Origin of the sequence: Streptacidiphilus sp. ASG 303, assembly GCF_020991365.1 — a bacterium.
Lineage (GTDB): Bacteria > Actinomycetota > Actinomycetes > Streptomycetales > Streptomycetaceae > Peterkaempfera.
The window spans coordinates 61,993-76,895 of record NZ_JAJLRA010000027.1; the positions used below are offsets into that span (position 1 = coordinate 61,993).

14 protein-coding genes are annotated in these 14,903 nt (G+C 73.6%); 5 read left to right on the forward strand and 9 right to left on the reverse strand.

The window, feature by feature from the left end:
• Positions 1-36 precede the first annotated feature (36 nt).
• The 7 genes from LO771_RS24925 to LO771_RS24955 all read right to left on the reverse strand — a co-directional run bounded on the left by LO771_RS24925 (position 37) and on the right by LO771_RS24955 (position 7,908).
• The gene (locus tag LO771_RS24925) at positions 37-1,428 is read right to left on the reverse strand and encodes an NAD(P)/FAD-dependent oxidoreductase (protein WP_230746706.1); all 1,392 of its coding nucleotides are present in this window, start codon (positions 1,426-1,428) and stop codon (positions 37-39) included.
• On the reverse strand, positions 1,418-1,663 hold the full coding sequence (locus LO771_RS24930; RefSeq protein WP_230746709.1) for a ferredoxin: 246 nt from the start codon (positions 1,661-1,663) through the stop codon (positions 1,418-1,420). Before LO771_RS24930 ends, LO771_RS24925 begins: the two co-directional genes overlap by 11 nt.
• Positions 1,664-1,844: 181 nt before the next feature.
• On the reverse strand, positions 1,845-2,558 hold the full coding sequence (locus LO771_RS24935; protein ID WP_230746710.1) for a DUF1275 family protein: 714 nt from the start codon (positions 2,556-2,558) through the stop codon (positions 1,845-1,847).
• A 138-nt stretch (positions 2,559-2,696) separates the two neighbouring features.
• Positions 2,697-4,160 carry a class II fumarate hydratase gene (gene fumC / locus LO771_RS24940; protein ID WP_230746711.1) on the reverse strand — a complete coding sequence of 488 codons (1,464 nt, stop codon included), beginning with the start codon at positions 4,158-4,160 and terminating at the stop codon, positions 2,697-2,699.
• Positions 4,157-5,836, reverse strand: a complete 1,680-nt coding sequence (locus LO771_RS24945) for an NAD-dependent malic enzyme (protein WP_230746712.1) — start codon at positions 5,834-5,836, stop codon at positions 4,157-4,159. Before LO771_RS24945 ends, fumC begins: the two co-directional genes overlap by 4 nt.
• A gap of 236 nt (positions 5,837-6,072) precedes the next feature.
• A complete protein-coding gene (locus LO771_RS24950) occupies positions 6,073-7,152 on the reverse strand; it encodes a winged helix DNA-binding domain-containing protein (RefSeq protein WP_230746713.1) in 1,080 nt (359 codons plus the stop codon).
• A gap of 21 nt (positions 7,153-7,173) precedes the next feature.
• The gene (locus LO771_RS24955; RefSeq protein WP_230746715.1) at positions 7,174-7,908 is read right to left on the reverse strand and encodes an alpha/beta fold hydrolase; all 735 of its coding nucleotides are present in this window, start codon (positions 7,906-7,908) and stop codon (positions 7,174-7,176) included.
• Between the two features lie 80 nt (positions 7,909-7,988).
• Here LO771_RS24955 and LO771_RS24960 point away from each other — a divergent pair, with 80 nt between their 5' ends.
• The gene (locus tag LO771_RS24960) at positions 7,989-8,963 is read left to right on the forward strand and encodes a YafY family protein (protein ID WP_230746716.1); all 975 of its coding nucleotides are present in this window, start codon (positions 7,989-7,991) and stop codon (positions 8,961-8,963) included.
• 243 nt (positions 8,964-9,206) lie between these two features.
• A complete protein-coding gene (locus LO771_RS24965; RefSeq protein ID WP_374228234.1) occupies positions 9,207-9,449 on the forward strand; it encodes a hypothetical protein in 243 nt (80 codons plus the stop codon).
• 62 nt (positions 9,450-9,511) lie between these two features.
• On the opposite strand, the gene LO771_RS24970 is transcribed toward LO771_RS24965, so the two are convergent.
• A complete protein-coding gene (locus LO771_RS24970) occupies positions 9,512-10,102 on the reverse strand; it encodes a DUF6461 domain-containing protein (protein ID WP_230746717.1) in 591 nt (196 codons plus the stop codon).
• A gap of 367 nt (positions 10,103-10,469) precedes the next feature.
• Here LO771_RS24970 and LO771_RS24975 point away from each other — a divergent pair, with 367 nt between their 5' ends.
• From LO771_RS24975 to LO771_RS24985, 3 genes are read left to right on the forward strand one after another with little or no spacing between them, the layout of a single operon-like run.
• Positions 10,470-11,123, forward strand: coding sequence for a response regulator transcription factor (locus LO771_RS24975; protein ID WP_230746718.1), 654 nt, complete (start codon positions 10,470-10,472; stop codon positions 11,121-11,123).
• A complete protein-coding gene (locus tag LO771_RS24980) occupies positions 11,114-12,370 on the forward strand; it encodes a sensor histidine kinase KdpD (protein WP_230746719.1) in 1,257 nt (418 codons plus the stop codon). Before LO771_RS24975 ends, LO771_RS24980 begins: the two co-directional genes overlap by 10 nt.
• A gap of 50 nt (positions 12,371-12,420) precedes the next feature.
• Positions 12,421-13,695 (forward strand): hypothetical protein, encoded by a 1,275-nt coding sequence (locus LO771_RS24985; protein WP_230746720.1) that lies wholly within the window; start codon positions 12,421-12,423, stop codon positions 13,693-13,695.
• 137 nt (positions 13,696-13,832) lie between these two features.
• On the opposite strand, the gene LO771_RS24990 is transcribed toward LO771_RS24985, so the two are convergent.
• Positions 13,833-14,651 (reverse strand): alpha/beta fold hydrolase, encoded by an 819-nt coding sequence (locus tag LO771_RS24990; RefSeq protein WP_230746721.1) that lies wholly within the window; start codon positions 14,649-14,651, stop codon positions 13,833-13,835.
• Positions 14,652-14,903: the final 252 nt, after the last annotated feature.

The window sequence follows — 14,903 nt, forward strand, 5'->3', positions numbered from 1 at the left end:
TCCTTACGGGCCCTCGGACGTCGGTCCGGGGGCCGTCTAGGGGCGGGCGGGGTGGAAGACCAGCTGCCGGTCGGCCGGCGAGTAGCCGGTGAGGGTCACGGTGGCGCCGTGGGTGGGCAGCGACGGGTCGGGGAAGGCGGCGGGCACCGGCCGCCTGCCCTCGGGGCGCCGGTCCATCGTCGGGAACTCCACCGGGAACGGCGCGCCGCGCTCGATCTGCCGGGCGTAGAACTCCAGCCAGCGGGTGTTGTCGAAGCTCACGGCGGCGACGATGCGGCCCTGGTGCCCGTAGACGGCGACGAACCGGCGTTCGGCCAGCGAACCCTGGGTGACCATGACCTGGTCGCCCATCGGCGGCACGCCGACGGACTTGATGCTCACGCCGAACATCGACGACCAGAAGGCCGGCATCCACAGGTGGGGCCGCCGGTCGGCGCTCGCGCAGACCATGTTGTGGGCGGCCGTCTCCGCCTGGGCGACGGCGTTGCCCCAGTGCTCGAGCGAGAGGAACTGGTAGCCGAACAGCGGGTGCGGGGACCGGGCGACGTCACCCGCGACGAAGACGTCGTCCGTGACGATGCCCCGGACGTCGAAGGCGCGGCAGCCCGCGTCGCAGGCGATGCCGCGCGGGCCCGCGCCCAGCCCCGAACCGGTCAGCCACTCCGTGTTCCGCAGCGACCCCAGCGAGACCACGACCACGTCCGCCTCGACGGTGCTCTCGTCGGACAGGTGGACCGCCCGCACCCTGCCCGCGGCGTCGCCCTCCAGGCCGGTCACCGTGACGTGCGTGCGCAGGTCCACGCCGTTCTCGAGCTGCAGGTCCGCGGCGACCGCCGCGACCACCCCGCCGAGCGCGCCCACCAGCGGCGCACCCGCCCGTTCCGCGACCGTGACGGGGAGGCCCATCCCCCGGCAGGCCGAGGCGATCTCCGAACCGGCGAACCCGCCGCCGATGACGAACACCCGGCCCGGACCCGCCTTCAGCCGGCGGTACAGGTCGGCCGCGTCGTCCCGGGTCCGCAGCACGCAGACGCCGTCCAGCCGCGCCTCCTCCTCGTTCGGCCACGGCCGGGCGCGGACACCGGTCGCGATGAGCAGCCGGTCGTACTCCACCTCGTCGCCGTCGGCCAGCCGGACGCGCCCGGCCGCCAGGTCGAGTCCGGCCGCCGGGACGCCGAGCCGCCACCTGGCGGCGATCTCCCGGCGGTGCGGCAGCTCGGTGTGGATCGGTGACGCCATGCCCAGCAGCACGGACTTCGACAGGGGCGGGCGGTCGTAGGGCTCGTAGGGCTCGTCGCCGATCAGGGTGAGCTCGCCGGCGAAACCCTCGGCCCGCAGGGTCTCCGCGGCGCGCAGCCCCGCCAGGGAGGCCCCGACGATCACGATCCGGCCCTCGCGCAGGATCCGCGCCCCGGGGTCAGCGGCCATCGGGGACCCCCAGCGCGGACCGGGGCGCCGACCCCGGCGCACCGCGCAGGCCGTCCGCGGTGATCGCCTGCACCGGGCACGCGGCGACCGCCCGCGCGACGCGCTCACGCTGCTGCTCCTCCGGATGCGGGTCGTACACCAGCGACTCCTCGCCGTGCATCGCGAACACGTCGGGCGCGAGGAACGCGCACTGCGCATACCCCTGGCACTTGTTGAGATCGACGACGAGACGCATCGATGCTCCATCCTTCCGGTCCCCGGGCCCGGTGCGCTCCGCCTCGTGGAGCGCACCGGGCCGGGGACGGCGATCACGTTCCACCCACGAGCATGAGGGCCGGACGCGGGGGGCACCTGCCGGAGGAGGCGTCCGGATGAACGGCGCCGCAGCCGCGCCGGGAGGCGGGGGGCGCGCGCGGTCAGCGGGTGTCCGAGGCAGGTGGCCCGGGCCTCAGCAGGGGGACGCAGGCGGCGGCGACCGCGGCCAGCGTCAGCAGGAACGGCGGGAGGGCGGCCCAGGCGCGGGCGCGCTCCAGCAGCCCGGCGGAGAGGGCCGCGCCCGCGATGAGGCCGGCGAGGCGCAGCGGGACCCACACGCCGGGGCGTCCGGTGCCGACGCCCCGGGTGATGAAGGTGGCCAGGGTGCCCGTCAGGTAGGTGGTGGGGGCTGCAGCCCGTCCGGCGGCGACCATCGCGGCGGACTGCGAGCCCATGACGAGCGCCGCCCCGCACTGCAGGGCGTCACGGGTCGTGGGATCCGGGGTGCCCCCGGCCGCTCCCCAGGCCAGGGCGCCGGCGGCGAGCAGCAGCGCGTCCGCGCCGAGGACGAGCACGACCCGGCCCGGCCAGCGGTCGGCGTGGGCGGCGCAGCGGCGGGTGAGCAGGGCGACGGCCAGCAGGCCCGTGGCGAAGCCGCCCAGGGCCAGCAGCGCCGCCCTGGCACCCGCCGCCTGGGAGCGCCCGGCGGCCATGCCCAGGAGGGCCAGGTTGCTGGTCATGACACCGGCGAAGACCTTGTCCAGGGCGAGGAAGGAGACCGCCTCCACTCCGCCGGAGACCGCCACGAGCAGAACCACGGCGACCCGCAGGGAGCGGCCGGGACCGCCCGGACGCGACGGCACGTGCTGCTCCACGGCACCTCCCGGGGTCCTCGGTGTCGTCGACGGCCGCGGTCGACCGGGCCCGGGACCGCCGTCAGGAGCGATGCCGCCCGGGTCCGGGCCGCCGTCAGGGGCGGTGCCGCCCGGGACGGCGGCCCGGCCGGCCCGTTCTCACCCGGGCGAGGCCGTGAGGCCGACCATGGCGGAGGGGTCGACGATCCGGTCGAACTCCTCCGCGTCGACGTACCCGGTGGCGAGCGCCGCCTCACGGAGCGTGGTCCCCTCGTCGTTCGCCTTGTGGGCGATGGCGGAGGCCTTGTCGTAGCCGATCGCCGGCGAGAGCGCGGTGACCAGCATCAGCGACCGGTCCACGTACTCCCCCACCCGGTCCAGGTCCAGGTCCGCGCCCTCGACGCAGTACTCGCGGAACCTGTCGCAGGCGTCGGCGAGGATGCGCGTCATGTGCAGGAAGTTGTTGATGATGACCGGCCGCATGGCGTTGAGCTCGAAGTTCCCCTGCGTTCCCGCGAAGGCGACGGCCTGGTCCTCGGAGAGCACCTGGATGCACACCATGACCATGGCCTCGCACTGGGTGGGGTTGACCTTGCCCGGCATGATCGAGGAACCGGGCTCGTTGGCAGGCAGCACGAGCTCGCCGAGCCCGCAGCGGGGTCCGGAGGCCAGCCAGCGGATGTCGTTGGCGATCTTCATGAGCGGCACGGCCAGCGCCCGCACCCCGGCGGAGGCCCCGACCATGGCGTCGAGGCCGCCCTGGGCGGCGAACTTGTTGCGTGCCGTGGTGAAGGGGTGCCCGGTGCTGCGGGCGATCTCCTCCGCGACCTGCTCGGCGAAGCCCTCCGGGGCGTTCAGCCCGGTGCCGACCGCGGTGCCGCCCATCGCGAGCTCCAGCAGTCCCTCCGCGGCGCGGTCGGCGCGCTCGCACGCCTGCTCGAGCTGGTGCGCGTAGCCGGACCACTCCTGGCCCACGGTGAGGGGGACGGCGTCCTCGAGGTGGGTCCGGCCGATCTTGACGACGTCGTGCCAGCGCTCCGCCTTGCCGGCGACGGTCTGCCGGAGCGCCCGCACGCTGGGCAGCAGGACCTCGCGGACCGCCTGGAGCGCGGCGATGTGCATGGCGGTCGGGAAGGTGTCGTTGGAGGACTGCCCCATGTTGACGTGGTCGTTGGGGTGGATCGGCGTCTTGCTGCCGAGTTCGCCGCCGACGAGCTGGATCGCGCGGTTTCCGATCACCTCGTTGGTGTTCATGTTGGACTGCGTGCCCGAGCCCGTCTGCCAGACGTACAGCGGGAAGTGGTCGTCCAGGTCGCCGGCGATGACCTCGCCGGCCACCCGCTCGATCAGGTGCGCCTTCCAGGCGGGCAGCCGCCCCGCGCGGCCGTTGACGGCCGCGGCGGCCCGCTTCACGTGGCCGTAGGCGTGGTAGACGGCCTTCGGCATGCGGTCGTCGCCGATCGAGAAGTGGATCAGCGAGCGCTGGGTCTGTGCGCCCCAGTAGCGGTCGGCGGGCACGTCCACGGCGCCCATGGAGTCCGTCTCGCGGCGCAGTCCGGTCGCGTCCAGGCCGACGGGCAGGTCGAGGACCTCCGGCACTCCGCCGTCCTCGGGCGGGGTCATGCGGCGGCACCTCCGTCCGGACGGTAGACGGGCTCCCACATCCGCTCGCGGACGGCGCGCAGCGGATCGGCGTGCCGCCGGGCGGCGACGCCCTCCGCCACGGCGGCCTCCACGACGGCGGCGGCGGTGCGGGCGGAGGACTCCCACAGGTCCTCGACGGGCGGCAGCAGGGAGGCGCCGGGGGCGGTCGGGTCGACCTGGTCGGCGACGGCCTGGGCCGCGGCGCGCAGCATGCCGTCGGTGACCCGTTCGGCGCGTGCGACGATGGTGCCGAGCCCGAGGCCCGGGTAGAGCAGGGCGTTGTTGGCCTGGCCGATCCGGTAGCTGACGCCCCGGTACTCGACGGGATCGACCGGGATTCCGGTGGCGACCAGGGCCCTGCCGCCGGTCCACGCGATGAGGTCGGCGGGCATGGCCTCGATCTGCGACGTCGGGTTGGACAGCGGAAGGATGATCGGGCGCTCGGTGGCGGCGGCCACGGCCTCGACGACGTCCCTGGTGAAGGCCCCGGGCACGGTGGAGGTCCCCAGCAGGATCGTGGGGCCGACCCGCCGGACGGTCTCCAGCAGGGAGATGCCGCCGCCGTCGGCCGTCCAGCCGCGGACCTCGGCGGGGTCGCGGGCGTAGCGCCGCTGGAAGTCGCGCAGGTCCGTCATGTCGCTGGTGAGCAGGCCCTGCTTGTCGATCAGCCAGATCCGCGCCTCGGCGTCCTCCTCGCGCGCGCCGTCGCGGACCATGGCGTCACGGAGGTGGTCGGCGATGCCGACGCCGGCCGTGCCGGAGCCGAAGACGACCAGCCTCTGCTCCCGCATCGGCACGCCGCTCACCTTCACGGCGGAGAGGACGGCGGCCAGGGCGATGGCACCGGTGCCCTGGACGTCGTCGTTGAAGATGCGGTACCGGTCGCGGTGTGCGTCCAGGATGCGGCGGGCGTTGCTCGGGCCGAAGTCCTCGAAGTGCAGGAGGGCGTTCGGGAAGCGGGCGGAGGCGGTGCGCAGGTACGTCTCGATGAAGGCGTCGTAGTCCGCGCCGCGCACGCGCGGGAAGCGGTTGCCCAGGTAGAGAGGGTCCTGCAGCAGCGTCCGGCGGTCGGTGCCGACGTCCAGGGAGACCGCGACCACCCGGCTCGGGTCGATGCCGGCGGCGGCGGTGTAGACGGCCAGCTTGCCGACGGCGATCTGCACGCCGCCCACGCCCCAGTCGCCGATGCCGAGGATCTCCTCCGCGTCCGAGCAGACGACCAGGTCGACGTCGTCCGGTCCGAGGCCGAGCGTGTCGAAGGCCCGGTCCATGTCGTCGGGGCGGTCGATGGACAGGAACAGACCGCGGGGGCTGCGGTACTCCTGCGAGTACTGCTCGATGGCCAGGCCGACGGTGGGGTCGTAGACGATCGGCAGCAGCTCGGCGAGGTGGTCGCGCAGCACCTTGAAGTAGAGCACCTCGTTCCTGTCGTGCAGCTCCTCGAGGTACACGTTCTTGGCGAGGTCGCTGTCCTGGGCCTGCATCTGCCGGAAGGCGCGTCCGGCCTGCTGCTCCAGGGTGAGCACGGCGGCGGGCAGGCGGCCCGTGAGGCCTCGCGCCTCACGCTCCTCCTGCGTGAATGCCACCCCGTGGTTGAGGAACGGGTTCGTCAGGACATCGGGGATGGACGGAGTGTGGTCGCCGCTCTCGGCCATGTCGGCCTCCCTGGTCTTCCTGGGGGCGGGACGACGGATGCGCACAGCGGCGACGCACCCTGCCGGGCCGCCCAGGTGGTCGTGCGGGGGCGGTCTCACCGACGCCTCGCGGGACGCGAGGGGACGGCGTCTCCTCCCAGGATAGGGAAGCACGGCGACTGCGCACGTCCGGCGGTGGGCGGGCCCGCCGGCCCCGGACGTCTCGGCATCCGCGCCACCGAGAGGCCCCGGCGCGTTCACGCGGAAGGCCGCAGGAAGCGGGTGACCGCTGACACCTCCGCGTCGACCAGGGACTGGACCTGCGGCGACAGGGGCTCGAAGGCGTCCACCCGGACGGCACGGCCGGCATCGCGGCGGCTCCACGTGCCGACGGCCAGGCCGTCCGCGACGACCGTGGGACGGATGAGGCCGCCGCCCGGCCATACCCGGCCGCGGTGAGCGGCGGGAACGGACAGCTCCCGGCCGCGGTGGCCGACGAGGTGGTTGTCGTAGGCGGGCAGCATCCGCACGTCCAGGGTGCCGGGGCTGTCCAGGGGTTCCTCCGTGCGCCCGGTCGGCACGCTCAGCGCGCCGTACCCGGTGATCGAACCGGTGTGCGCCAGCGTCCACCAGGCCTTGCGGGCCAGGCTGACCGGGAGACCCGACCAGGTGGCGAAGTCGTCCACCGCGACGGGCGCATGGGCGCGGACGTAGCGGCGGGCGAGTTCGGCGACCGCCGTGTCCTCCTCCCGCCGTGCGTCCTCGGCGCCGGGCGGCAGCCAGTCGTCGAGCAGGACGTACGTGGCCTCGTGACCGCGCCGGGGACCGTGGCAGAGGACTCCGGTGAGTGCCGCGTGGCGGATCAGGTGGAACGGCGCCTGCCCGTCCGGCTGGACGCCGACGGCGGCCAGATGCTCCGTCAGCTCGGCCCGGGTGAGCGGTCCGTGCGTGGCGAGGGCGCGCCGGACGAGCCGGTCGGCACGCTCACGCAGGCCTTCGTCCAGGCCGAGCTGCCGGTAGCGGCTGTTCGTCGCGGCGAGGATGCGGGGGGCGAGCAGCCGCAGCACCCAGCGGGCGTCCGGGCTGGGGACGGTCTGCAGGGTGCCCCGCATGAACCAGCCGCGCACGATGCTCCGCTCGTCCTCGTACGCCGCGCGGATGCCGGCCGCCGTGATGTCCCGCCCGCGCACCCGGATGCCCAGGTCGGCGGCCGTGGCGTCCTGGGCCTGGATGGCGAAGACCCGGCGGACCACCGCCGCGGGGGAGGCTTCCCGCACGTCGTCGGCCAGGGCCTGCGCACGGGCCCGCAGCCGGCGGACGCTCTCGTGGTCGGGCATGGCCGTGTGCTCCCGTCCCCATCAGGAGACGGCCGTGTGGAGGACGTCGGCGAGCTCGGCGGGCGCCGACAGCATCGGCCAGTGCCCGGTGGACAGGTCGAAGCGCCGCCACGGCGCGTGGCCGAGGAAGGCCAGCATCGGCACCCCGCCGTCCAGCAGGCCCTGGAAGTCGCGGCAGGCGACCAGGACACGGTCCACGCCGGGGCCGGGCTCGACCGGACCGGCCAGCCGCTGGGTGTAGGTGCCGAACGGGTGAGGGGTGGCACGTGCGCTCAGCACGTCCCGCCGGTCCTCGTCGAGGCCCTCGAGGCTGGTGGACAGGCCCAGGGTCTCGAACGGCGGCATCGGGAGCCGGCAACCGCCGCCGTGGGCCGCGACCTGCCGGCCCAGCTGGTCCGCCGCCTCCGGTGGCATGAGGTCGAGCATGCGCATGCCCGCGGTGAACGGGGCGCTGTCCACGTAGACCACGCGCTCGAGCCGGTCGCCGAGTCGCCCGGCCGCCCCGGTGACGGGGGCGGCCGCGTAGCTGTGGGCGACCAGGGTGACCTCGCGCAGGTCGTTCTCCCCGACGAAGTCGGTGATGTCCGCGATGTGCGTGTCCAGGTCCGTCCGGGGCCCGCCCTCCTCCGCGCGTTCGGCCAGGCCGGTCAGCGTCAGCGCCAGCGCCGTGTGACCGCGCTCCCGGAGAGCGTCTGCGGTGTCCTGCCAGGCCCACGCGCCGAGCCAGGCGCCGGGGACGAGGACGAAGGTGGTCATGTGATCTCCCTGGAGTGAGGTGCTGTGGGGAGCATAGAGTCGATACAGGACAGAATCAGCCCTGAAATGTCGAGTGATCCGTGTCGCATCCCCTGACCCGTGTGCTGACCCTGCTGGAACTGCTCCAGTCGAACGCCGGGCTCACCGGGGGCGAGCTGGCCGACCGGCTGGGCACCGATGTCCGCACGGTCCGCCGGTACGTCGCCCACCTGCGCGACCTGGGCATCCCCGTGGAGGCCGAGCGCGGCCGCTTCGGCGGCTACCGGCTGGCCCGCGGCTACCGGATGCCGCCCCTGGTCCTCACCAATGACGAGGCCCTCGCCGTCGTGCTCGGACTCCTTGCGGCCGAACGGCTCGGGATGGGTACGACGGTGCTGGCCGGCGCGGGCGCCCGGGCCAAGATCGAACGGGTGCTTCCGCAGGCCCTGCGGGAACCGCTCGCCGCCATGCGGGAGACCCTGCACTTCACCGCGGGGGCCGTGAGCGCGCAGGCACCCGGCAGCGGCGTCCTGCTGGCGCTCGCGCAGGCCTCGCGTGCCGGGGCGACCGTGGGCATCCACTACCGGTCCCGGCGGCAGGACCGGACCGAGCGCGACGTCGACCCCTACGGCGTGGTCTTCCACACCGGCCGCTGGTACCTCGTCGGCCACGACCACCTCCGCGACGACCTGCGGACCTTCCGCATCGATCGCATCGCCTCCGTCGCCCCCCGCACACGGGCGTTCGCCGTCCCCGACGGCTTCGACCCGGTAGCCCATCTGACCGCGACCCTCGCCCAGGGGCCGTACCGCTGGCAGGTCGAGGTGACGATCCACGGCCCTCTCGACGAGATCGCCCGAAGACTGCCGCGCACGGCCGTCACGCTCACCGCCGGACCGGCCGGCGTGCTGATGCAGGCACGGGCGGAACGCCTTGACGGCATGGCGCACATGCTCGCCTCGCTCGAGTGGCCCTTCACCGTCCACGGCCCCGACGAACTCCGCCAGGCCCTCAAGGACCTGGCGGGTCGACTCGCCGCCGCCGCCGAACGGCAGCCGGAGGTCCTCTCGCCGTGAATCACGGATCCACCGCGACAGGGTCCCCGTCCTCGGAACGGCGTCCGCGCGACGGCCTCGCGTGTCCGAGCGGGCACGGCCACCACCGCCGGGGGTGAGGTGCACGCATGCACCTCGACGGTGACGGCGGAGCGGACGGAGTGATGGCCGGGAACGGGGCGGCAAGGCCCGGGCCCGGGACCGGGGGCGCACGGCGTCCTCCGCGTCCTAGGAAGGATCCGGGGAACCGCGCTTGTCCTCGACATGGACGACACGCAGTCCGGTGCCGTCCTGGTCCGCCCGGTCGGCGCCGCCCTGGCCGAGCAGAACGACGAGTGGGCCGAAGCCCGTCGCTCCATGGGCCGCGCCCTCCTCGCCGAGGCCCGTCTCCACCCGGTCGACGAGGAAGGGACCGACTCGGCCACCCCGGCCGAGCTCACAGCCCAGCCTGCAAACGGATCACCGAGCGGCCGGCTCGTACACGACCCGACAAGGCGTGGCCCATGACTGCCCACGGGTTGCACGAAACACCTGACCGGGCCGGAACGCGCGGCTGCGGCCCGGCCCGGTCAATCCTGCCGGGGCAGGGGGCGCAGGCTGCCGCTCCAGCGTTGGTCATCGTTGCCAGGCGGCGTCACGCGGAGCCCGAAGGCGTCCTCCGCGAGGGCCAGAACGCTGTGCAGGGGGGCCGGCTGCCCGGGACGGAGACCCAGGGGATGCATGAACGCATCGAGGCGGTGCGGGTCCGAACCGGTCGGCTCGATCGGCTGGAGGGTGTGGAAGTCGGTGACGACGACACCGTCGACCGCGTACCTGAACCAGTGCATCGGCTTCTCATTGCGGTGCAGCGCAACGGCCTCGGTCCCCCTGGAGACCGCGGACAGGATCCGCTCGTCCAGACCGTGGCAGCCGCCCTGCTCCCACGCCCACGTCCACGCACCGTCGGTGCCGGTCGTCACCACCGGCTCGTCCTCGTCGAGCAGGGTGTCGCCGAAGTCGTCCTCCAGGTCGAGGGGATCGCGCAGCGCGAGGGTGCCGGGGTCCACCCCCATGCGGGTCAGCAGCTCCGTGGGGGGCATCCCCTTGGCGAAGGTCAGGGTGTGGATCGGGATGTCCCCGCGGAAGAAGTCCAGGCCGCGGCGAACGTCAGAGCTCGTCATGCCGCAGATGCTGTCACCCACTGCTGACTCCCCCGCCCCGCCTCCCGGGAGCCGGGCTCGGGACGGGTCCCCGGAACGCCACGTGCACCGCGCATGCCGGTGCGGCGGACCCGCCGAGTCCTCGCCGTCACGAGGCCGGAGACGCTGCGACGGTCATGCTCATCCGTCGGCTCCCGGTCCTCGTCGGCGCCACCGTGCTGCTCGGTCCGGAGGACCCTGTCGGCGCAGCACCGTTCAGCCCCACCGGTCTGCGGCCGCTGGACCGGGCGTTTCGCTCCGATGTTCCCCAACCCCGGAAGCCTGCCGCCCACCAGGGCGCCGACCAGGGGAAATGGAGAAATCCCGCTGAAGTACCTAGGGTCGGCGGGTGGCTTTCATTGTGGTGTGCGAGGACGACGCGGCGGTCCGCGACGTCCTCAGGCGCGCGCTCGAGCACGACGGCCACACGGTCGCGGCCGTCCCCACGGCGGACGGCCTGCTGCGGCGCCTTGATCCGGTCCCCCACCTGGTCGTCCTCGACCTGGGGCTTCCGGACGCCGACGGGCGGGATGTCTGCCTGGCTCTGCGGGCACGTGGCGTCGACGCCCCGGTGCTGATGCTCACCGCTCTGGACGGCATGCACCACAAGGTGGGCGGCTTCGAGGCGGGAGCCGATGACTACATGACGAAGCCGTTCGACGTCCCGGAGTTGCTGGTACGGGTCCGTGCCCTGCTGCGCAGGGCGACCGCGACGACCCCGCCACGGGGCGTCGTTCTCGACCCGGCGAAACACGTCGTGATCCACGGGGCGGCCAGGGAGAGCCTGACGCCGACCGAGTTCCGGTTGCTGGGCAGGCTCATCGCCTCGCAGGGCGACGCCGTACGCCGTCACGCCCTCGTCGCTGCCGGTTGGCCGCACGGCGCGCAGGTCAGCGACAACACCCTCGACTCCTTCGTCCGCCGGCTGCGGACCAAACTCGGTGTGCTGGGGGTGGCCGACCGCCTGGCGACGGTCCGCGGCGTGGGCTACCGATGGGAGTGACGGGCTTCCGCGGGAGGGTCGTCGCGCTCGCGGTGGTCATCGCGACAGCGGTGGTCGCCGTGCTGGTGGTGGTCTCGCACGTGCTGCTGAGCCGGGTGACCGACGCCGACGCGAACGCTCTGGCGCACACGCGTGCAGAGGCAGCGGCGGCGAACGTCACCGTGCGCAGCGGCCACGTCGTGCTGATCGAGAACGGCAGCGAAGCGCTGGACACGGTCTCGTGGGTGTATGCCGACGGGCATCTCGTCGACGGGATCGTGCCGAGAGGTGCACGTGGCCGCGTCGAGGCTCTCGTCGGCTCCGGGCAGTCCCGCACCACCACGTTCGGCAGATGCCTTCTGTACGCCCGGCCGATCCGGCTCGAAGGCCACCGCGTCGTGGCGGTCGTGAGGGTGGACCTGACGCCGTACGAGACGTCGGAGCAGCGCAGCCTGGCGATGTCGCTCGTGCTGGGTGGCATCTCGATCCTGCTCGCAGGCGTCGTCGCCCGCATCGTGGTGGGCCGTGCGTTGCGGGTGGTCCACGACATGGCCGCTCTTGCCGACGACTGGGGCGACCACGAACCCGGGCGCCGATTCGGCCTCGGCGTTCCCCGCGATGAGTTCGGGGAGCTCGGGCAGACTCTCGACCGGCTGCTCGACCGCGTGGACCACGCGCTCGCGGACGAGCGCCGGCTCACCGACGAGATCGCCCATGAGCTGCGGACGCCCTTGACGGTCCTGCGGGGCGAGGCGCAGTTGACGCAGCTCTCCGGTCGTCATCTGGCACCGGAGTCCGTTCTGACCGAGGTCGACCGCCTGAACAGCGCGATCACCACGATTCTGAGCGCCGCCCGGACACGGACCGGTGGCGGCACCCGCTGCGATCTCGGGGCAGCGGCGCGACAGGCGGTCGCCGGCCGCCCCATCGACCTCGCCATCCCGGCCGGCGTCGATGTCGCCGTGGCGGCCGAGCTCGTCGTGGCCGTGTTGTCGCCCCTGCTGGAGAACGGCCTGCGGCATGCGGACTCGCGCGTCCGGGTCACGGCGCGCATCCGGCCCCGGGCCGTCGTGGTCGATGTCCTGGACGACGGCCCGGGGTTCGATCCGGCGGAGGTCGACCGGGTCTTCGAAGCGGGCGTGACCGGCGGCAACGGGCACGGGTTGGGCCTGGCCGTGGTCAGGCGTCTCGCCGCGTCCGCAGGAGTGGCGGTCCGCGCGATCGCCGACGGCCACGGTCGCGTCGAGGTGACCTTTCCCACGCCGTAGGCGACTGCCCGGTCAGGTTGTGTGCAGGTCGGCCGCGTCAGCCTCGTCGCATGACAACGACGAGCGAAGCCCGCACGCGCCGCAGCGGGCGGCTGATGCTGAACAAGGTTCCCGAGGTCACCGTCTGGTTCTGGGTGATCAAGGTCCTGTGCACGACCGTCGGTGAGAGTTTCGCCGACTGGATCAACATGAAGCTGGGCGTCGGCCTGGTGAACACGGCCTGGATCTTCACCGCGGTGTTCGCGGGAGTCCTGGTCGTCCAGCTGCGGCTGAAGCGGTACGTCCCGCTCCCGTACTGGCTGACCGTGGTCGTCGTCAGCGTCACGGGCACGCTGTACACCGACATCCTGACCGACCAGCTCGACGTGCCGCTGTGGATCAGCTCCGCGGTGTTCTCGGTCCTGCTCGCCGTGGTCTTCGGCGTGTGGTGGCTGCGTGAGCACACCCTGTCGATCCACTCGGTCACGACGTTGCCGCGTGAGTCGTTCTACTGGCTGGCCGTTCTCGTCACCTTCGCGCTCGGCACCGCGACCGGCGACTGGACCCTCGAGCTCACCGGTTGGAGCCCTGGGGTCTCGGTCCTGCTGCCGCTCGGCCTGATCGTGTCGATCACGCTGCTGTGGAGGTACGGCGCAAACCCGGTGCTGTCCTTCTGGCTCGCCTACATCCTGACCCGTCCGCTGGGTGCCAACATCGGCGACTGGCTCGCCTCCCCGAAGGTCGCTCAGCCGGGCGAACCGACCGGTCTCGACCTGGGAACCTTCGCCACCAGCCTGATCTTCCTCGGTCTGATCCTGGCGACTGTGGTCTACCTGACGCTGACGCGGTCCGACGTGACCGAGACCTACGAGGCCACCCACACCCCGCAGGCCGGCGCCGGCCTGCGCAGGGAGCGCATCGCGCTGGCGGGCTTCGGCCTCCTCGCCGTCGCCACCGGGGCCCTGCTGTTCTGGGCCCACAGCCGGCCCCACGTCGGCCCGGCGCCGGAGGCCGACAACACCTCCGCCGTCCGGATGGCCCCCGGCGAGGCGGTGAAGAAGTTCCCGTCCGCCAAGGTCGACGCACTGCGCACCCTCGCCTCCACCTCGCTCAAGGACGCACGCTCGGGGAACGCGAAGGGCGCCCGCGCGGCCGCCCAGTCGCTGCGCGACCTCTGGGACGCCGACCAGGACTCCCTGCAGCCGCTGGACAGCACCGGCTGGACCTCCATCGACGCCCAGATGGACAAGGTGCTGGGGACCTTCGGCATCGACCACGCGAACCCGCCGATGCCGCCTGCGCAGCAGGAGAAGGAACTGAACGCCCTGCTGACGGACATGGGCTGACGGACCGGGACGGCGGCGGCCCACCGGGGTCGCCGCCGACCCGGCCGTGGGCCGCACCGGGCAGGCGCGGCCGGTCCGGCAGCGCCGACCTGGTGAGGGCCGCCGCCCGGTCGGCCGCCGGACTGCCGGTCGTGGCATCAGTGCGGGCCGTGGCCGGGGGCGGCGGCGTCCCGGACGGCCCCGGCGATGGCGGGGGCGTCCTTCTTGAGGATCGCGCCGTGGTTGCTGGCGACCTTCGCGCTGATGCGGATGCCGGGGTTGCGGACGGTGACCGCGTCGAGGCTTGCGCGGATCCGCTCCTGCTCGTCCCCCTTGCTTCCGAGGGAGGTGCCCGAGGCGACCACGTACCGCACGGGGACGGTGATGCGGTCCAGGACGGGGCCCAGCTCGCGTTCGCGGGAGAGGCGGCCGAGCTCGATGTTGCTCTCCGCCATCTGTGCGGCGCTCATCCTCGGGGTCAGGCCCGTCGGGCGCAGGAGCGGCATGAACAGGTTCATCCGCCGGAACAGCCTGCGGATCCGCTGCTCCATGGCCTCGTCGAGCCAGTCGTGCGGGAACGCGCCGTCGACCAGGACCGCGCCCAGGGCGCGGTCCGGGTTGCGGGCGGCCCAGTGCGCCGCGACGACCGCTCCGTAGGACCAGCCCACCAGCAGCGCCCGGTCCACTCCTCGGGCGGCCAGGACGGCGTCGACGTCGCGGACGGCGGCGTCGAAGGAGTAGTCGGCCGAGCGCCCGGACCTCCTGCCGCGGGCCCGCTCGTCGTAGGTGATGTGCCGCCACCCCGTCCCCAGTTCGCCGATGACCCGGCGCCAGTACCCCTGGGTGGCGAACTGGCCGTTGAGGTAGACCACGGGCGTGCCGGGGCCGCCGGTGTCGGTGACGGACAGAGCGGTGTCGTCGACCGGCACCATGCCGGTCCACGTCGGGGTGGTCGGGGACGTGCCGTGCTTGGTCATGGGGTCTCCCAGGTCGTGTGCGGTGTCGTGCGGCGGCCCCTGCGGGGCGCCGGGCGCGGGGCGCGGGCCCCGGGGAAGGGCGGCGGGGCCGGCAGGACCGCCCGGTCGGGCGGTCCTGCCCCTGCCGGTCAGAGGCTGCGGGCGGTGATGTCGCCGTGGTCGGTGGTGGCGCGGATGTCGAGTGCGGTGGTGCCGTCGTTCCTCAGGGCGTTGCTGATGCGGCCGTGGCCGGTGCCGGCGTCGAGGGCGGCC